We start from the raw sequence: 16,999 nt of genomic DNA on the forward strand, positions 1-16,999 counted from the left end.
GAAGAAAGGAAGACCTTCCATGAGCATCTCAAACGCCATGCAGACGGGCGTCAGCGGCCTCCAGGCGAATTCCACCAGGGTCGGACGCATCTCGGACAATATCGCGAACGCCAATACCGACGGCTACCGGCGCACCTTCGCGCAAATGGTGACCTCGACCAGCAGCAACGCCAACGGCTTCGCCCCGGCCGGGGTGCAGGCCGTGCAAGGCGCCGAGATCGTCAAGGAAGGCTCCCTGCGTCCCACCTCGGGCGCCACCGATCTGGCCATCGGCGGACCGGGTTTTTTCGTCGTGTCGAAAAACCCCAACGATCCGGCCGAATCGAACTACTCGCTGACCCGCGCCGGGGCGTTCCAGCCCGATGAGAACGGCAACCTGCGCAACGCGGCGGGCCTTTACCTGGCGGGCTTTCCCTATGATTCCAGCGGCACGCTGGGCACGGTGAACCGGACCGGCTTCGGCGATCTGGAGACGGTGAATGTCGGCAGCTTCACCCTGCCGGGCGAGGCGACCTCGGCGATGAGCCTTTCGGGCAACCTGCCGGCGCAGGAAACCGGCCTGGCCACGCCCGGCGCGCCCTTCGTGTCCTCTGCGCAGTTCTTCTCGCCGCTCGGGGCGGCGGACCAGATGCGGCTGTCCTGGCAGCCCAGCGCCACGCCCAACCAATGGGACCTGACCATTTCGGATGCGGCGGGCACGAGCTACGGCACGGTCACGGTGGATTTCCATGACAGCGGCGCCCTCGCCGGCGCCCCGCTGGCCTACAGCAACATCACCAACACCGCGCCCGCGCCCGCCAACTTCGCCTTCAACCCGGCCACCGGCGTCGCAACCCTGACGATCAACAACGGTGCCGTGCCGCAGGTGATCGACCTGACCATCGGCGCCCCCGGCAGCCACGACGGCATCACCCAGTTCGCCGGCGACTACTCGGCGCCCAGATACGAGACGGACGGTTTCCAGACCGGCACGCTGGTGCGCGCCGAGATCGACGAGCGCGGCGATGTCTTCGGGATCTTCGACAACGGCGGCCGCAAGCTGCTCTACAACATCCCGCTGGCCGAGGTGACCAACCCCAACGGCCTGCTGGCACAGGACGGCAACGCCTACACGCTGTCGCGCGATTCCGGCCCGATGGAGCTTGGCACCGCGAGCAGCGGCTCGACCGGAAAGATCGTTTCCGGCGCCCTTGAAAGCTCCAACGTCGAGGTGGCGCAGGAGTTGACCGACCTGATCCAGACCCAACGCGCCTATTCGTCCAACGCCAAGATCATCACCACCGTGGACGAGATGCTGGACGAAACGATGCGGCTGAAACGCTGATCGAGCAGGGTGCGCCCGCCCGTCGCCCCGCGGGGCCGGGCGGGCGCGCCGATAACAAGGAGGCACCCCCGGCATGAGCATCACCGGCGCGTTCACCGCCAGCCAGAGCGGGCTGCGCATGACTGAAAAATGGGCCGAGGTCACCTCGGGCAACATCGCCAACGCCCAGCGAGAGGGTTATGTGCGCCGCGGGCTGACCCTGTCCGGCGGCGCGGGCGACAGGACGGCCGGGGTGGCCGTCACCGGGCTGCGCCGCGAGGTGAACGGCGCGCTGGAGAGGATGCACCGGCTGGAGCTGGGGCGTATGGCGCGGCAGGACGCCGTGGCCGAGGGGCTGGAGGCCTACGCCGCCCGGCTCGGCCAACCCGGCGACACCCACGCGCTGACCACCCGGCTGACCGATTTCCAGACCACCTTCGACGTCCTGGCCAACAACCCGGCGGACCCGTCGCTCCAGCGCGCCGCGCTGGAGGCCGCCGAGGCGCTGACGCGGTCGCTCAACGATGCCTCGACCGGACTGGCCGAAGCGGCCGCGACCGCGCGCGAGGGGGTCCGGCGCGACGTGGAGAGCCTGAACCGGCTTCTGGGCGAGGTCTCGGGGCTGAACGACCGGATCGCGCGGGAGGACGGCGCGACCGCCACTCGGGCCACGCTGGAAGACGCGCTCGGCGTGCGCCTCGACGCGATCTCCGAACTGATGGACCTGCGGGTGAGCCGCGACGCTCAAGGCCGCGTGACCCTGCACAGCGCCGGCGGCACGCCGCTGATCGAGGGCGGCACGGTGGCGCGGGTCAGCTATGACGCGGCCGCGGGACGGCTGACGGCCGGCGGCATCGAGATTACGCCGGGCGCCGCGGGCGTGCGCGGCTTCGAGGAGGGACGGCTGGCCGGCGCGCTGGCGCTGCAGAACGAGATGCTGCCGCAGATGCAGTTGCAGCTCGACGAATTCGCCCGCGCGCTGGTCGAAGGTTTCCAGGCGGCCGATACCTCGCGCGCGCCGGGGCAGGCGGGGCTGTTCACCGATGCCGGCGCCGCCTATGACCCGGCCCAGCGCGAGGGGCTGGCCGGGCGGCTGTCCGTCAACGCCGCCGTGCGCCCCGAGGCGGGCGGCGCGCTCTGGCGGATCCGCGACGGGGTCGGCGCCGCCGCGCCGGGCGCGGCCAGCGACGCCAGCCAGATCAACGCCTTCCTCACGGCGCTGGAGACGGCGCACGGCTTCGACACGCAGGCCGGGCTGGGCGACACGGCGACGCTGACCGGCTATGCCGCCAGCCTGATCTCCAGCCAGCAATTCGTCCGCGTGGACGCTCAGGACCGGCTGGACAGGCTCCAAGCCGGGGCGGCAGCGATCGCCGCCGCGCGCTCGGGCAGCGAGGGCGTCAACGTGGACGACGAATTGCAGCAGCTCACGGCGATCGAGCAGGCCTATGCCGCGAATTCGCAGGTCATGCGGACCCTGGGCGAGATGCTCGACGCGCTGCTGGCCGCGGTCTGAACGGAAGGGATGCGAGGATGACCACCCCGATATCGACGGTCTCGACCCTGCAGGCGCTGCTGACGCGCCGGCGCATCGCCGCCGACCTGCAGGACCAGATGGGTCGGGCCTCGCAGGAGGTCTCGACCGGGACGCGGGCGGATGTCTACCGCTCGCTGGGCATGCGATCAGCCGAGACGCTGGCGCTGCGCGCGCGGATGGACCGCAACGCGGGGCTGATCGCATCGAACCAGGTTCTGGGCAACCGGATGGAGATGATGGCGGAGCTGCTCGGGGTGATCCGCGGCACGGCGCAGGGCGTTCTTGACCTCGCGATCTCCAGCCGCGATGCGCCCGGCGCGACCGTCGAGGCGATGCAGACGGCCGCCCGCACCGCGCTCGACCAGTTGCAGAGCCAGATCAACGCCTCCTATCACGGCGCGGCGCTGTTTGCCGGCGTCGACAGCGGTCAGCCGCCACTGCAGGGCTGGGACGAGGTGAATCCGCGGTCCGGCCTGTCGCCGCGCGACGTGGTCGAGGGCGTGATCGGCGGCGGGTTCACAGGGGCGGCCGACGCCGCGGCCAAGGCCGCCGAGCTGGAGACGATCTTCGCCAGCGCCGATGCCGGGCAGCCCGCCCGCAATTTCGAGGCGACCTTCTACAACGGCACGCCGCGGCTCGATGCGGGCGGGGCGCCGTCGCCGCGGCTGACGGCGCATGTCGAGGAGGGTGTCACGCTGTCCTACGGGGTGCAGGCCAACGACGCGCCGTTCACCGAGTTGCTGCGCGGCCTGTCGATGCTGGCCGCCACCGACCCGGCCCAGATCGCCGACCCGGACGCCTACCGTGCCTGGGTCGGCGCCGCCGTCGATGCCGTGAGCGCCGGGGTCGAGGGACTGATCGAGACCGAGGCGCGGCTCGGGGGCCAGCAACAGCTGCTGGCCCAGACGATCGCCACCCAGACCGACCGCAACGACCTCTACAACAGCCAGATCCTGTCGCTGGAGGGGGTGGATCCCTATGAGGCGGCGAGCCGCCTGTCCACGCTTCAGACCCAGCTCGAGGCAACCTATGCGGTGACCGCGCGGCTGTCCCGGCTGAGCTTTCTGAACTTCATGTGAGGCGCGGCCGGGGCCGGTGGTGGCACCTATTCGGCCGCGGACAGAACCCCGGCCAACGGTTCCGCGGCGGCCGGGTCGGCCGGGTCGGCCGGCGCGAACTTGTAGCCGCGGCCATAGACCGTTTCGATATACGGATGCCCCGAGGCGGCGGCGCCGCCGAGTTTCTTGCGGATCTTGCAGATGTAGACGTCGATCACCTTGTCGAAGGGCTGCTCGTCGGCCATGCCGTAGACCGCGTCATAGATCGCCCCCTTGGAGATCACGCGCGGCGCGTTCAGCGCCAGATGCTGGAAGATCGCGTGCTCGCGCCGCGACAGCTTCACCCTCTGGCCCTGCACCTCCGGATCGCGGCCGTCGAAATAGGCGGTGACCTCGCCGATGGTGACACTTTCGGCGGCATGGCCATAGGCCCGCCGTGTGATCGAATTGATGCGCGAGCGCAGCTCCACCGCCTTGAGCGGGATCACGATGTCGTCGTCGGCGCCGCTATCCAGCGCCTCGGCGGTCTGCCTTGCGTTGCGGAAATCGCGCATCACCAGCACCGGGTTGCGGCAGCCGGCCTCGCGCAGCAGGCGGATCTTGTCCAGCGTGCCGGGCGTGTCGGCCAGCAGGAAGGGCCGCGTCTCACTGCCCTTGCGCGTCAGCAGCGCGAGATCCCCAAGAAAGAAATCGTCTCCGATTTCCACTGGCTTCAGGCCCGCGGCCCGGAGTTCGGCGATCACGCCGGGGCGGCGCTCTGCCCGTGGTTCAAAGAGGTAGATATGCATCCGTCCCTCGGTCGGTCGCGTCCCGACGACGCCGGGCATCGTCAGGTCATTTCCAGGGATGATACGAACCTGATGCAAGATTAGTCAAGTATTGGCACATATATTGCTTTACTTTATTCAATCTGTTCTTGCTACAACAGACATTATTGCTGTTTAATCTTGCGAGACTGATCCCACCCCGATGGCAAATTGGACGGCCTCCATGACGCGACACCGCCCCCACCTCGCCCCGCTCGCCGGTATTTTGGCGGCGCTGCTGGCCTTCGCGCCCGCCCAACCGGCGCAGGCCGAGGTGCGGATCAAGGACATCGCCACCTTCGAGGGCGTGCGCGAGAACCAGCTGGTGGGCTACGGGCTGGTGGTCGGGCTGAACGGCACCGGAGACCGCCTGCGCAACAGCCCCTTCACCCAGAAAAGCATCGAGGGGATGCTGGAGCGGCTGGGCGTCGGCAACCTGTCCGAGGACGACATGAAAACCGCGAACACCGCCGCGGTGATGGTCACGGCGATGCTGCCGCCCTTCGCGCGGCGCGGCTCGACCATCGACGTGGTGGTGTCTTCGCTGGGCGACGCCTCGTCGCTGCGCGGCGGGACGCTCATCGTGACCCCGCTGTCGGGGGCCGATGGCGATATCTACGCCGTCGCGCAGGGCCCCATCGCCGTGGCCGGCTACGCCGCGCAAGGCGCCAACGCCTCGATCGTCGAGGGCGTGCCGACGGTGGCGCGGATCGAGAACGGTGCGACCGTGGAGAACGAGATCGACTTCAGCCTCAACAGCCTGAACTCGATCCAGATCGCCCTGCGCACGCCCGATTTCACCACCGCCATGCGGGTCGAGGAGGCCGTCAACGCGGCCCTCGGCCCCGGCAGCGCCACCGCGCTCGACCCCACCACGATCGAGGTGCGTCCCCACGACAAGACCGACCTGCCCGAATTCATGGCCCGCGTCGAAAACCTGCGCGTGCAGCCCGACAGCGTGGCCAAGGTGGTGATCGACGCGCGCTCGGGCACCATCGTGATGGGCCACAACGTGCGGATCGACAAGGTGGCGGTCAGCCAGGGCGGGCTGACCATCATGGTGCGCGAGGACATCGAGGTCAGCCAGCCCGAGCCGATCTCCATCGGCGGCACCACGGTCGTGGTTCCGCAGACCACCGTCGAGGTGCAGGAAAAACAGGCGCATTTCACCATGCTCGAAGGCGATGTCAGCCTGCAGCGGCTGGTGGACGGGCTGAACGCCATCGGCGTGGGGGCAAGCGAGACGATATCCATCCTGCAGGCGATCAAGGCCGCCGGCGCGCTGCATGCCGATCTCGAGATCATCTGAGGAGGACCGCGATGAACGTCACCGGAAAGCCCGCCATCGCCGCGCAGCAGGTCACGGCCCGGATGCATGCCCGCCCCGGCGCGGCGGCCCCGGACGCGGCACAGAGCGCGGCGCGGGAATTCGAGGCGCTGTTCCTGACTCAGGCGGTCGAGGAAATGATGCGCAGCGTCGATACCGGCAGCTTTGGCGGCGGCCAGGCCGAAGAGACCTGGCGCAGCTTTCTCGCGCGCGCGGTGGCCGACGAGATCGCAGCGCAGGGGCGCACCGGACTCGCGCAGAGCGTGCAATCCGCAATCGGGGCCTATGAGGCCGCCGCGACACAGGGAGAGGGATGATGCCGGGGACGAACAAGAATGCGGCGCGCGCCGGGGCATCCGCCGAAATCGACGCCCTGACGGCGCTTCTGCGCGAGGAGATCACCGCCATCGGCCAAGGGGACACGGCCAAGCTGGCGGCGCTTTTCCCGCGCAAGACGGCGCTGCTGGAGGCCCTTGAGGCCGCCGCGCCGGCGCTGGAGAACGCCGTCCGTCAAGGCGGCGCCCAAGAGCCCGGATTGCCGGATAAACTCAAGATCCTACAGTCACTTATCCAGAATGACGCGGCGCTGCTCGCGCGGATGCGAGACGCCACGGGCGGCCTTGTCGCCGAAATCACCCGGATCCGGGACCGGCACGGGCTCAAGGGGCTTTACGGTGCAAGGGGCGAACCGCGGAACGGCACCGTGACGGCTCCGCAACGCTTCGACCAGCAGGTCTGAAACGTTAACTTTCTGGAAACCTTGCGCTCCAACATCACCATCACGGCAGGTGCCGTTTTTCGTCAGAATGACGATGAATCGTGACTCAGAAAGAAACGGAGCAGAACATGTCTTCCATTCTCACGAACAACTCCGCGATGAGCGCGCTTTCCACGCTGCGCAACATCAACCAGTCCCTCTCGCAGACCCAGAACCGGATCTCGACCGGCCTCAAGGTTCAGTCGGGCAAGGACAACGCCGCCTACTTCACCATCTCCGAGACGATGAAGAGCGACAGCGGCATGTACAAGGCCATCGACGAGGGCCTGACCCTGACCAAGAACTCGGTCGCCACGGCCCGCCTCGGCGCCGAGACGGTCATGGATCTTGCCAACCAGTTCGCCGAGCGCGTGGCCTTCTCGCAGGGCGACGCCGTGGATCGCACCGAAATCCAGAAGGAACTGAACGGCTTGATCGAGCGTATGACCACGACCATCGCCCAGTCGACCTTCAACGGCGACGACCTGGTGAACGCCGACGGCGCCACCCCGGGCGGCGCCGCGGTCAGCGTCGTCACCGGCATCACCCGTTCGGGCGGTACCTTTGCGACGACGACCATGACCTTCAACTCGGTCGACCTCACCGCGATCAAGGACACGCTCGCCGCGATCGACGTCAGCACCTCCATCGACCTCGCGGCCGATCTCGCGACGGCCGAGGGCCAGCTCGCGCTCGCGACCTCCGCGGCCACCTCGCTGGGCGTCGCCGAGAAGTCGATCGAGACGCAGCAGGAGTTCCTCGGCGCCCTCACCGAGAACCTCGATGGCGGTGTCGGCGCGATGGTCGATGCCGACATGGAGGAAGAGGCCGCGCGTCTGCAGGCGCTGCAGGTTCAGCAGCAGCTGGCCACGCAATCGCTGTCGATCGCCAACCAGGCGCCCCAGAACATCCTGAGCCTGTTCCGCTAAGTCGGGTCAGGTCGCGTACCACGAGTGAACGGGTCCCGGAGAACCGGGGCCCGACCACCCGGGCCGATCACGGCCAAAGCGGTTTTCCCCCGTTCAGAATGACGGAAGGCAAAGGACGCAGAACGCATGAGCATTGCCGCCTACAAACAGACCATCCGCGAAAGCGAAACACCCCGCCAGATCGAGCGCCGCATCCTGTCGCGTCTCACCGGGCAGCTCGAACAGCATGCCCGGGCCTTCGACGCCGCCGAAACCAGATCCGAGCGCCAGGCGCTTCTGGCCGGCGGGCTGCGCGCCAGCCTGACCGAGAACCAGGCGATGTGGCGCGCTCTGAAACACGACCTCGCCGCCGAGGGCAACGCCCTTCCGCCAGACATGCGGGCCTCGCTGCTGTCGCTGGCGCTGTGGGTCGACCGCCAGACCACAGCGGTGATGGGCGGCGCGCGGGGCCTTGGCGCGCTTGTCGCCATTAACCGCAGCATCGTCGCCGGCCTGTCGGGCCAGCCCCCGCGGCCGGAGGGTTGATCCGATGGCCCTCACGCTGACCCTCAAGCCCCATGAGCGCATCGTGGTCAACGGCTGCGCGATCCGCAATTCCGGCCGCCGCCATGTGCTGATGATCGAAAGCCACGCGGATGTGATCCGCGGCCAGGACCTGCTGGAAGAGGACGCCGCCGCCACGCCGGTGGGCAAGGCCTATTTCCTGATCCAGACGATTCTGATCCGCGCCGATCTGCGCGAAAAGCTGGTGCCGGTCATCCAGCAGAACCTGGCCGCGCTGGCCACCGTCTTCGGCGGCACCAACCTGGTGCAGATCTTCGAGGCCGCGAACTATGTCAGCCAGTCGGACTACTACAAGGCCCTGCGCGCGCTGCGCCCGGTGATCCGGCACGAGGAGCTGCTGCTCTCGGGCCGCCGCCCGGAGGCCGCGCCCGACATCGCCGAGGCGCCGGCCCCCGGCGCGGTGGCCGGAGGCGCGGCGCGATGATCCCGATCTCGGGCATGAACGCCCGGCTCGGGCTGCAACTGGTGGACGCGACCAGCGCCCGCCAGGCCGAGATGATCCGCAATTCCGCCCAGCACGCGCGCGCCATCACCACCTTCCGCGACCGGGTTAGCGCCATCGAAACGGTCGATCAGCTGATGGCCGACCGCGACCTCTATGTCTTCGTGATGAAGGCCTTCGACCTAGAGGATCAGATCTTCGGCAAGGCGATGATCGGGAAGGTCCTGAAAAGCGACATCGGCGACCGCTCGTCGCTGGTCAACCGCCTGACCGACCCGCGGTTCCGCGAGATGCACGAGGTCCTTGGCTTCGGCCCGAACGGCGTGGGCAATCTCAACACGCTGAGCAGGAAATGGCGCGAGGCGATGGTCGATCGCTACGTCCAGCGCCAGTTCATCAACGCCCAGGCCGATCAGAACGAGACCGTGGGCAGCGTGCTGGAATTCCGGCGCAAGGCCGGCACGGTCAGGAACGCCTTCGACATCCTCAAGGACAGACAGCTGGCCGGCTTCCTGCGCACCGCCCTCGGCATTCCGGAGGAGACCGTGCAACTCGACATCGACCGCCAGGCCGAGATCCTGCGCGGCAAGCTCGACCTGGGCAAGCTGCAGGACCCGAAGGAGGTCGAGAAGCTGGTGGCAAGATATGTGGCCATCAGCGACGCCACCAATGCCGCGGCCCTGCAGCAGAATGCCGCCGTGCAGCTGATGAACGGCGCCCTCGCCGCGGGCGCGGGCGGGCGGTTCGTGCCGGTCACGATCGACATCGCCGCGATCAGCGCCACCCCGCGCCTGCCCTACGCCTGAACCGGGCGCGACGGCGCCACAGCCGCCTATTCGATGATCTCGTCGTCGTCCTCGGCCATGGGCAGCTGGATCACCTCGTCCTCGGCCAGTTCCTTGGCGTAGTCGACCATCGCCGACTGCGCCGCGCGCACCTCGCGGCCGCGCACCGGGCCCATGGTGTTCATCTCCTCCAGCAGCATGTCGCGCGGCCGGGTCGGCAGGGCGTTCAGGAAATGATCGCGCACCTCCTTGCGCGCGCCGCGCAGCGCCATCGGCAGGGTATTGCCCTGCAGGCCGCGCATGATCCGCGCGAGGCTCTGTATGTCGAGCTTCACCAGGTCGTCGAAGGTGAACATCTTCTGCTTGATGCTCCTGAAGGTGTCGGGCAGCCGCTCCTCCAGCACCGGCGCCATGTTCTCGAACAGGTCGCGGTCGAGCCGGTTGAAGAGATCCGCCATGCGCTGCTGGCGCTCGGCGGCGGTGGGCTGGGCGGCGGCGGCGATGATGTCGCTCTGCAGCGTCTCCTCGATCTGCTTGATCATGTGCTGCGGCACCGCCTCCATGCGGATCATCCGCTCGACCACCTCCTGCATCCGCTCGATCCCCATCAGCGGCAGCACCCTAGCGGCCACCTCGGGGTCGACGTTGGACAGGATCGCGGCGGCGGTCTGGGCGTGCTCCCCCTTGAGGTAGTTGGCGATCACCGTCTCGTTGAGCGAGCTGAACCGCGCCCAGAGGTCACGCTCCTTGAGCGGGCCGCGGACCTCCTTGAGGATGCCGTCCACCTGCTCGTCAGGCAGGAATTTCCGCAGCATGGTCTCGGCCACCGCGAAGGAGCCGACGACGCCGCCGCCATTGGTCACGCTTTCCGAGAACTCGACCATCACCTCCTCAACCGCCTTGGCCGAGATGACGCCGAGCCCGGCCATCGCGCGGGTGATCTTCTGGATGTCGGCCTCGTCGAGATTCTTCATCAGCTCCGAGCCGCGCTGCTCACCGAGGCACAGGAACAGCACCGCCGCCTTTTCCGGGCCGCGCAGCCTGCGCTCGCCCATCACCCGGCCGGAGGCCGTGCCGGTGGTGGTCCGCCTGATGGTCGCCATGTTCATGGGCCCTGTCCTTCCATTGCATCCCCGGGGCGCGCCGCCGCCCCGCCTAGCCGCCGCCCGCGAGCGGCAGGTAGCTTTCCATCAGGCTGCCCGCCAGCATGTACCAGCCGTCGATCAGCACGAAGAAGATCACCTTGAACGGCAGCGAGATCAGCACCGGCGGCAGCATCATCATCCCCGCGCTCATCAGCACCGAGGCGACGATCAGGTCGATCGCCACGAACGGCAGATAGATCAGAAACCCGATCGAGAAGGCGCGGCGCAATTCCGAGATCATGAAGGCCGGGACGAGGCTGCGCCAGCCGGCCTGTTCCGCGCTTTCCGGCGCGGGTAGCGGCGCGGCGGCCTCCGCTCCTCCGCTGCGCGCGGCGATGTCGTCGAACAGCGCCAGGTCCTTGGGCCGCGTATTGGCGAACATGAAGGTCTTGAACGGCGCGCCGACCCGCGCGATCGCCTGCTCCTCGGTGATCGCGTTGTCGAGAAGCGGCTGGACCCCACCCTCCCAGGCGTCCTCGAACACCGGCTGCATCACGAAGAAGGTCATGAACAGCGCCATCGAGGAAAGCACCATGTTCGGCGGCGTCTGGTTCAGCCCCAGCGCCGAGCGCAGGATCGAGAACACGATGACAAAGCGGGTGAAGCTGGTCATCACCACCAGCAGCCCCGGCGCGATGCTGAGCACCGTCATCAGCGCGATCAGCTGCAGGATGCGCCCGCTGAGCGAGGCCTGCGCGTCCGACCCCGGCGGCGCGTCGCCCAGTGCCTGCGACAGCGAGCCGAGCAAACCGCCCGCATCCTGCGCCGCCGCCGGCGCCGCCCAGAACAGGGCCAGCACCGCCGCAGCCAGGCCGCAGCCGCACAGACGGAAAGGGGCGCGGGGGTGTGTCACGCGGTCAGGTTCCCGAAATGTAGTCCTTGACGATCTCGGTCAGCGAGACGCCGATCCGCTCGCCCTCCAGCTTGACCAGATCGCCGCGCGCCACCAGCCGGTCGTTGATCACCACGTCCACCGGCTCTCCGATCTTCTTGTCCAGCTCGATCACCGAGCCCCGGCTGAGTTTCAGCAGGTTGGCGATGGGCATCCGGCTGTGGCCCAGCACGATCTGCACGTTCAGCCCGACATTGAGCATGGCGTCGATGTTGCGCCCCGCGCCGCCTGGCTCCGGCGTCCCGCCGCCCAGCATGCTGTCGATCACCGTGCCTGGCGCGTCCGGCGTGTCGATCTCGGGCAACGCCTCGGCGATGCCGCCCTGGAGGCGCGCGCCGGGGGCGTCCTTGGCGTCGTTCTCGGTTTCAGACATTGGCGTCCCTTCCCCTCAGGATGGTGTCACGGTTCCCCGCCTGCGCTTGCCTGAGCGCGGTCAGGATGCGGTCGCAGATGGCGGCACAGCTGTAGTCCATGAAGCCGTTGTTCCACTCCATGCGCACGTCGCCCTCCGCCAGCGCCGGATCGACGGCGATCTCGATCCGGGCCTCCAGCCCGGCGGCGCGCGCCGCCGCCTCGATGTCCGGGCGCAGCAGCGGCAGGGCGCTCGGCGACAGCGCCACGCGTAGGCAGGCGCTGCCGAGCGCGAGCGCGATCGTCTTTTTCACGCGGTCCAGGGCGCGATCGCGCGAACAGCGCCGGAGCACCTCGGGAAAGACCTGCTCGCAGACTGAGAGCGTGAAATCCAGCGCCTGCGCCTCCAGCGCGGCGCGGTGGCGGTCGGCCTCCGCGATCAGCCGCTCCAGCTGCGGCCCGAGCGCCGCGAGCGCCTCGGCCCGGCGGGCCTCCGATGCCTCCAGGCTTTCGGCCAGCGCTTCGGCCCGGCCCGCCGCGTGCCCCTCCAGAAAGGCCGCGTCCCGCGCCTCGGCGAGCGCGGCCTCCAGATCCTCGGGGGTGTAGCAGGCGCGGGCGAGGCGCTCTGCCTCGCGGCGTTCGTGGTCCAGCTCGCGGTCGAAATTCCGGTCGAAGATATAGCTCACCGCCTCACACCTCCTCTGCCAGCCAGTGCCGCAGGACCCTCAGCGATTCCTCGGGCTCGGCCTCGACCAGTTCGCCGATCGAGGTCAGCCGCCGCCGGCGCACGCCGCCGCGCACCGAGGCCAGCGCGATCAGGTCGCCCTCGTCCTCGTCCAGCGCCTCGAGCACGGTGCCGGTGCGCGGGGCCTCCGCCGCCTGGGACGGCGCGGCCTGCGCCGAGGCGAGCGCCTTCGGCGCGCCGCCCGCCGCCCCCTCCGCACCCAGAAGCGGGCGGGGCGCCGCGCCGGTGAGCGCCGCCGGGCCGGCGCCGGCTTCCGCACCGGCAAGGGCCAGCGCGCCGCCCGCGTCGGCCGCCGGCAGGAGGCGCATCATCGGACGCACGCCGAAGGCCAGCACAGCGGCCACCAGCGCCAGCGCGAAGACCCCGCGCAGGATCGACATGATGTTGGCCGAGATCACCTCGCCCACCGAGGTGCCCACCGGCTCGCCCACGTCCATCGAGTAATCCATGAAACGCAGCGAATCGACCGAGACGGCATCGCCGCGCGCCTGGTCGTAGCCGATCGCCGACTGCACCAGGCGGCCCAGCCGCTCCAGTTCCTCGGCGCCGCGCTCCTCGTAGCTGACCGACCCGTCCTTGGCCACGCTGTAGATGCCGTTGACCAGCACGGCGACCGAGATGCGCTCGATCTCGCCGGGCTCGCGGATGGTCTCGCTGCGCGTCGCGCCGATCTCGTAGTTGACGATTTCGTTGCTCTGGGTCCGGCTGTTCGACGATCCCGCGCCGCCGGTCCCGCCGCCGGCCAGCTCGGCGGGCAGGTCGTCGGCCACGCCGACCTCGCCCTGCGCGGATTCGCGCCCCTCGCTGGTTTCCTCGCGGCTCTCGGTGGAGCGCACCACCTGCTGCGCCGGATCGTAGCTTTCCTGCCGGATCACCTGCCGTTCGCTGCTGAGATCGACGCTGACCTGCACCCGCGCGTTGCCGGCGCCCACGCGCGCGGTCAGGATGCCGGTGATGTTGCGCGCCAGCCGCTCCTCTATGGCCGCGCGACGCGATTGGAGCGACAGGTCGCCCATGCCGTCGCCGTCGTCGGCCAGGATGGTCTCGCCGCTGGCTGACAGCACGGTGACATGCTCCGGCGACATGCTCGGCACCGCCGAGGCGACCAGCGCGCGGATGGCAAGCCCCTGCCGGCGGCTGATCTGGTGGTTGGCCCGGCTGCGCACGATCACCGAGGCGGTGGGCTCGGGCCGGGAGCGCGAGAACGCCTCGCGCTCGGGCAGCACCAGGTGCACCCGCGCCGCGTCGATCCCGTCGATCGTCTGGATCGAGCGCGCCAGTTCTCCCTCCAACGCGCGCAGGCGGTTCACCCGCTGAAGAAAGCTGTTCATGCCCAGGCCGCTGCTGTTGTCGAACAGCTCCCACCCCGGCGTGCCCTCGTTCGGCAGCCCGTTGTCGGCCAGGGTCATGCGGGCGCGGGCGATGTCGTCCTGCGGCACGCTGACGATCGCGCCCCCGCCCGACAGATCCACCTCGAAGCCGGCCTGCTCCAGCGTGCTGACGATCCGGCTGGCCCCGGCCGGCGTCAGGTCGCTGTAAAGCGGCACAAAGCTGGGCGCCATGACCGACGACAGCCCGAAGAACAGCGCCAGCATCAGCCCCAGCCCGGTCGCCGCGAGCGCGATCAGCCGGGTCCGGCCCAGAGCTGCCAGATTGTCGATGATGGACTTCACGCGCGCACCCTGCATGGCCCCTTGCCCTACAGGAGGGTAGCCTGATCTATTCTTGTCAATCAAGTATATATTGCAGTTTATACTTGCTTATTCGCATCGCAATCGACATATTTATTCGTGCAAAACATGCTATCATCCGGGACGACATGAGCAGCACGACCGAACAGGGGGCGCAAGGGGCGGCGCCGGCGCGCAAGTCGCTGGGCCGGCATATCCTCATGGTCGCGGCGCTGACGCTGCTGTCGGGCGCCGCGCTGGCGGCAGGGCTTGCCGTCTCGATGGGGCCGAAGGCCTTCGTGGCTCTGCTCACCGGCACCGAGATCGCGCAAGAGCCCGCCCCGGCCGAGGACACCGCGGCGCCCCCGGCCGGGCACGGGGCATCGGCCGCGGACGGCGCCGCCGGGCCGTCCCTCGTGGTCACGCCCTTCAAGGAAATCATCGTCAACATCACCGCGACCACGGCCACCGGGCGGCGAACCACGCGGTTTCTCAAGCTCAACCTCGCGCTGGTCTATGACGCCAATGCCGAGGGGGCCGACCGGATCGAGGCGCGCAAGCTTTATCTGCGGGATTCCTTCCAGGATTACCTGCGCCAACTCACCGAGCGCGACCTGCAGGGCACGATGGGCCTCGTCACGCTCAAGGCGGAACTGCTGCGCCGCGCCCGCGCCATCACCGACAGCGAGGCCCCGCAGGAACTGCTGGTCTCCGACCTGATCGTGCAGTGAGGAGCCCGGCCAGATGACCGCGACGCGCACCGGCCGCCCCCCCGAGCCCGGACTGGAAACCGCCAGCGTCGAGGAACAGATCATCCGCATGGCCACGCTCAGCTACGAGCGGCTGCCGATGATGGAGGTGATCTTCGACCGTTTCGCCCTGTCGCTGGGCGGCGCCCTGAAAAGCTTCAGCGCGGCGCCGACCGAGGTGACGCTCGACGCCTTCGAATACATGAGCTGCAACGAAGCGCTGGAAAGCCTGCCCGCGCCCTGGCTCGTCGCCGTCAGCTCGGCCAAGCCGTGGGAGGGCTCTCTGGCGCTGGTGATCGACCCGGACCTGCTGTTCACCATGCTGGAGACGATGCTGGGCGGGCGCGGCGCGGAAAAGGCGGGCTGGGTGCCGCGCAGCTTCACCTCGATCGAGAAGCGGCTCGCCACGCGGCTCTGCGAGGTCGCGCTGCGCGAACTGACCGAGGCATTCGCGAATGTCGCCGAGGTCCGCTTCTCCGTCGATCACCTGGAAAACAGTCCGCATTCCACCGTGCTCGCCCCGCCGCGCAGCGCCTGCGTGAAGATCACCCTCGACGTGTCGGTCGAGGGACGCGGCGGCAAGCTGGTCCTCGTCATCCCCAACATGACATTCGAGCCCGCCCGCGCGCTGCTGGCCCAGACCTTCCTCGGCGGTCAGATCGGCGGCGACAGCAGCTGGCAGAGCTTGCTGACCGAGTCCCTCCAGGACACCAGCGTCGATCTCGTGGCCCTGCTGCACGAGCTGAAACTGCCTCTGGCAGAGGTGCTGGGCTGGCGGCCCGGGGATGTTCTGGACCTCGGAATCGACACCGAAGCCGAGGTGACGGTGAATGTCAGCGGCAAGAAGATGTTCCACGCCGCGATGGGCCGGCGCCGGAACGGATCGGTGGCGCTGCGCGTCACCCGCACACTGAACGGAAAGGACGGGCTTCCCCATGATGGCACTGCTGATTGACACATTGATTCTGCTGCTCCTCGCCGGGACGCTGGGCTATGCGTTCATGGTGGAGCGCCGGGTGCGCACGCTGATGGCCGCGCTGAAGGAGCTGCAACCCGTCGTCGGCGAACTGTCGAACGCCGTTGACCGCTCCGAAAGCTCGGTGGTGGCGCTGAAATCGGTGGCCGAGAAGGTGGCGGCCGACGCGCCCCGCCCCGCCGCCCCGCAACCGGAGGCCGCAGGCGGCGGCAGCACGCTGACCTTCCGCTCGGTCCGCGCCCCCCGGCGCGTCGCCGGCGCCGGCGTCACCAGCCTCGGCGGCAAGTCAGACCTGGTGCGCAGCTTCTTCGAGGCCGCGCGGAGCCGCGGGGCATGAGTCTGCGGCACCCGCTCCGGCTGGTCATCGTGACGCTGGCGCTGGCCGGCGCGGCGAAGACTGGCATCGCCGTGTTCGATGCCGCCGATCCCCGCGAGGCCCCGCGCGAGACGGCCTTCGTCGCCGCGGCCTCCGCCGCCGCCCCCTCGTCGGAAGCCGCCCCTCCGGCCGCGCCTGCCGCGGCACGGACCTGCGAGACCCCCGAAGAGATGCTGGGCGCGGTGCAGCAGGAACGCGCCCTGCTGGCGGCGCAGAAGGAGGCGCTGGCGCAGCGCGCCTCCGAGGTGGAGCTGGCGGCCGAGCGCCTCGCGATCGAGACCGCGCGTCTCGAAGATCTCAAGCAGGAGGTCGAAACTCTGCTGTCCCGGGTCGAGCAGGCCCAGACCGCCGATGTCGAGCGGCTGGTGAACCTCTACCGCAACATGAAGCCCAAGGAGGCGGCCTTCATCATGGATGACCTCGACATCGAGGTCTCGGTGATGGTCCTGGGAACGATGAGCGAGCGCGACGCGGCGCCGATCCTGGCCAGCCTCAACCCGGTGCGGGCGCGGGCGATCTCCAAGATCATCCTCGAACGATCCAAGCTGCCGGGCGACCAGAAACTCGTCGGGGTGCGGCTGCAATAG

General features: G+C 68.9%; 20 protein-coding genes. 14 read left to right on the forward strand and 6 right to left on the reverse strand.

Annotated elements, in window-relative coordinates; translation table 11 throughout:
* The first annotated feature begins 19 nt into the window (after window positions 1–19).
* The 3 genes from KCI33_RS00365 to KCI33_RS00375 all read left to right on the forward strand — a co-directional run bounded on the left by KCI33_RS00365 (window position 20) and on the right by KCI33_RS00375 (window position 3,919).
* Window positions 20–1,324 carry a flagellar hook protein FlgE gene (locus KCI33_RS00365; RefSeq protein ID WP_212522760.1) on the forward strand — a complete coding sequence of 435 codons (1,305 nt, stop codon included), beginning with the start codon at window positions 20–22 and terminating at the stop codon, window positions 1,322–1,324.
* A gap of 73 nt (window positions 1,325–1,397) precedes the next feature.
* Entirely contained in the window at window positions 1,398–2,819 is a 1,422-nt protein-coding gene (flgK, locus tag KCI33_RS00370) for a flagellar hook-associated protein FlgK (RefSeq protein WP_212522761.1), read from the forward strand.
* Between the two features lie 17 nt (window positions 2,820–2,836).
* Window positions 2,837–3,919, forward strand: a complete 1,083-nt coding sequence (locus KCI33_RS00375; RefSeq protein WP_212522762.1) for a flagellin — start codon at window positions 2,837–2,839, stop codon at window positions 3,917–3,919.
* A 26-nt stretch (window positions 3,920–3,945) separates the two neighbouring features.
* Here KCI33_RS00375 and KCI33_RS00380 read toward each other — a convergent pair whose 3' ends face one another.
* Window positions 3,946–4,725: a response regulator transcription factor gene (locus KCI33_RS00380; RefSeq protein ID WP_249138830.1), complete on the reverse strand. Its 780-nt coding sequence runs from the start codon at window positions 4,723–4,725 to the stop codon at window positions 3,946–3,948.
* Window positions 4,726–4,888: 163 nt separating this feature from the next.
* Here KCI33_RS00380 and KCI33_RS00385 point away from each other — a divergent pair, with 163 nt between their 5' ends.
* From KCI33_RS00385 to KCI33_RS00415, 7 genes are all read left to right on the forward strand, one after another.
* Window positions 4,889–6,013, forward strand: coding sequence for a flagellar basal body P-ring protein FlgI (locus KCI33_RS00385; protein WP_212522763.1), 1,125 nt, complete (start codon window positions 4,889–4,891; stop codon window positions 6,011–6,013).
* An 11-nt stretch (window positions 6,014–6,024) separates the two neighbouring features.
* On the forward strand, window positions 6,025–6,348 hold the full coding sequence (locus tag KCI33_RS00390; protein ID WP_212522764.1) for a rod-binding protein: 324 nt from the start codon (window positions 6,025–6,027) through the stop codon (window positions 6,346–6,348).
* On the forward strand, window positions 6,348–6,770 hold the full coding sequence (flgN, locus tag KCI33_RS00395) for a flagellar export chaperone FlgN (RefSeq protein WP_212522765.1): 423 nt from the start codon (window positions 6,348–6,350) through the stop codon (window positions 6,768–6,770). The genes KCI33_RS00390 and flgN overlap by 1 nt, the downstream gene beginning before the upstream one ends.
* Window positions 6,771–6,877: 107 nt before the next feature.
* A complete protein-coding gene (locus KCI33_RS00400; protein ID WP_212522766.1) occupies window positions 6,878–7,717 on the forward strand; it encodes a flagellin in 840 nt (279 codons plus the stop codon).
* A 126-nt stretch (window positions 7,718–7,843) separates the two neighbouring features.
* On the forward strand, window positions 7,844–8,242 hold the full coding sequence (locus tag KCI33_RS00405; RefSeq protein WP_212522767.1) for a flagellar biosynthesis regulator FlaF: 399 nt from the start codon (window positions 7,844–7,846) through the stop codon (window positions 8,240–8,242).
* 4 nt (window positions 8,243–8,246) lie between these two features.
* A complete protein-coding gene (locus KCI33_RS00410) occupies window positions 8,247–8,705 on the forward strand; it encodes a flagellar biosynthesis repressor FlbT (RefSeq protein WP_212522768.1) in 459 nt (152 codons plus the stop codon).
* On the forward strand, window positions 8,702–9,529 hold the full coding sequence (locus KCI33_RS00415; RefSeq protein ID WP_212522769.1) for a DUF1217 domain-containing protein: 828 nt from the start codon (window positions 8,702–8,704) through the stop codon (window positions 9,527–9,529). The genes KCI33_RS00410 and KCI33_RS00415 overlap by 4 nt, the downstream gene beginning before the upstream one ends.
* A gap of 26 nt (window positions 9,530–9,555) precedes the next feature.
* Here the strand turns inward: KCI33_RS00415 and KCI33_RS00420 are convergent, their stop codons facing one another.
* From KCI33_RS00420 to fliF, 5 genes are all read right to left on the reverse strand, one after another.
* Window positions 9,556–10,617, reverse strand: coding sequence for a flagellar motor switch protein FliG (locus tag KCI33_RS00420; RefSeq protein ID WP_212522770.1), 1,062 nt, complete (start codon window positions 10,615–10,617; stop codon window positions 9,556–9,558).
* Between the two features lie 46 nt (window positions 10,618–10,663).
* Window positions 10,664–11,479: a flagellar type III secretion system pore protein FliP gene (fliP, locus tag KCI33_RS00425; protein ID WP_249138843.1), complete on the reverse strand. Its 816-nt coding sequence runs from the start codon at window positions 11,477–11,479 to the stop codon at window positions 10,664–10,666.
* 31 nt (window positions 11,480–11,510) lie between these two features.
* Window positions 11,511–11,801 (reverse strand): flagellar motor switch protein FliN, encoded by a 291-nt coding sequence (gene fliN / locus KCI33_RS00430; RefSeq protein WP_249138844.1) that lies wholly within the window; start codon window positions 11,799–11,801, stop codon window positions 11,511–11,513.
* Window positions 11,802–11,910: 109 nt separating this feature from the next.
* A complete protein-coding gene (locus tag KCI33_RS18090; RefSeq protein ID WP_212522773.1) occupies window positions 11,911–12,582 on the reverse strand; it encodes a FliH/SctL family protein in 672 nt (223 codons plus the stop codon).
* Between the two features lie 4 nt (window positions 12,583–12,586).
* Window positions 12,587–14,314 (reverse strand): flagellar basal-body MS-ring/collar protein FliF, encoded by a 1,728-nt coding sequence (gene fliF / locus KCI33_RS00440; protein WP_212522774.1) that lies wholly within the window; start codon window positions 14,312–14,314, stop codon window positions 12,587–12,589.
* Window positions 14,315–14,460: 146 nt separating this feature from the next.
* Here fliF and KCI33_RS00445 point away from each other — a divergent pair, with 146 nt between their 5' ends.
* The 4 genes from KCI33_RS00445 to KCI33_RS00460 are packed head-to-tail and all read left to right on the forward strand — an operon-like array spanning window position 14,461 to window position 16,999.
* Window positions 14,461–15,042, forward strand: coding sequence for a flagellar basal body-associated FliL family protein (locus tag KCI33_RS00445; RefSeq protein ID WP_212522775.1), 582 nt, complete (start codon window positions 14,461–14,463; stop codon window positions 15,040–15,042).
* Window positions 15,043–15,055: 13 nt separating this feature from the next.
* Complete coding sequence (locus KCI33_RS00450) at window positions 15,056–16,015, forward strand: FliM/FliN family flagellar motor switch protein (protein WP_212522776.1); 960 nt, start codon at window positions 15,056–15,058, stop codon at window positions 16,013–16,015.
* The gene (locus KCI33_RS00455) at window positions 15,999–16,373 is read left to right on the forward strand and encodes a flagellar motor switch protein (protein ID WP_212522777.1); all 375 of its coding nucleotides are present in this window, start codon (window positions 15,999–16,001) and stop codon (window positions 16,371–16,373) included. Before KCI33_RS00450 ends, KCI33_RS00455 begins: the two co-directional genes overlap by 17 nt.
* Complete coding sequence (locus tag KCI33_RS00460; RefSeq protein WP_212522778.1) at window positions 16,370–16,999, forward strand: hypothetical protein; 630 nt, start codon at window positions 16,370–16,372, stop codon at window positions 16,997–16,999. The genes KCI33_RS00455 and KCI33_RS00460 overlap by 4 nt, the downstream gene beginning before the upstream one ends.

The sequence above is a fragment of the Actibacterium sp. MT2.3-13A genome (genome assembly GCF_018139985.1).
Classification (GTDB): domain Bacteria; phylum Pseudomonadota; class Alphaproteobacteria; order Rhodobacterales; family Rhodobacteraceae; genus JAGSOU01.

Coding starts and splice junctions, on each gene's coding strand:
- KCI33_RS00365 (WP_212522760.1), top strand. CDS start 20: ATGAGCATCTCAAACGCCATGCAGACGGGCGTCAGCGGCCTCCAGGCG.
- flgK (WP_212522761.1), top strand. CDS start 1,398: ATGAGCATCACCGGCGCGTTCACCGCCAGCCAGAGCGGGCTGCGCATG.
- KCI33_RS00375 (WP_212522762.1), top strand. CDS start 2,837: ATGACCACCCCGATATCGACGGTCTCGACCCTGCAGGCGCTGCTGACG.
- KCI33_RS00380 (WP_249138830.1), bottom strand. CDS start 4,725: ATGCCCGGCGTCGTCGGGACGCGACCGACCGAGGGACGGATGCATATC.
- KCI33_RS00385 (WP_212522763.1), top strand. CDS start 4,889: ATGACGCGACACCGCCCCCACCTCGCCCCGCTCGCCGGTATTTTGGCG.
- KCI33_RS00390 (WP_212522764.1), top strand. CDS start 6,025: ATGAACGTCACCGGAAAGCCCGCCATCGCCGCGCAGCAGGTCACGGCC.
- flgN (WP_212522765.1), top strand. CDS start 6,348: ATGCCGGGGACGAACAAGAATGCGGCGCGCGCCGGGGCATCCGCCGAA.
- KCI33_RS00400 (WP_212522766.1), top strand. CDS start 6,878: ATGTCTTCCATTCTCACGAACAACTCCGCGATGAGCGCGCTTTCCACG.
- KCI33_RS00405 (WP_212522767.1), top strand. CDS start 7,844: ATGAGCATTGCCGCCTACAAACAGACCATCCGCGAAAGCGAAACACCC.
- KCI33_RS00410 (WP_212522768.1), top strand. CDS start 8,247: ATGGCCCTCACGCTGACCCTCAAGCCCCATGAGCGCATCGTGGTCAAC.
- KCI33_RS00415 (WP_212522769.1), top strand. CDS start 8,702: ATGATCCCGATCTCGGGCATGAACGCCCGGCTCGGGCTGCAACTGGTG.
- KCI33_RS00420 (WP_212522770.1), bottom strand. CDS start 10,617: ATGAACATGGCGACCATCAGGCGGACCACCACCGGCACGGCCTCCGGC.
- fliN (WP_249138844.1), bottom strand. CDS start 11,801: ATGCTGGGCGGCGGGACGCCGGAGCCAGGCGGCGCGGGGCGCAACATC.
- KCI33_RS00445 (WP_212522775.1), top strand. CDS start 14,461: ATGAGCAGCACGACCGAACAGGGGGCGCAAGGGGCGGCGCCGGCGCGC.
- KCI33_RS00450 (WP_212522776.1), top strand. CDS start 15,056: ATGACCGCGACGCGCACCGGCCGCCCCCCCGAGCCCGGACTGGAAACC.
- KCI33_RS00455 (WP_212522777.1), top strand. CDS start 15,999: ATGGCACTGCTGATTGACACATTGATTCTGCTGCTCCTCGCCGGGACG.
- KCI33_RS00460 (WP_212522778.1), top strand. CDS start 16,370: ATGAGTCTGCGGCACCCGCTCCGGCTGGTCATCGTGACGCTGGCGCTG.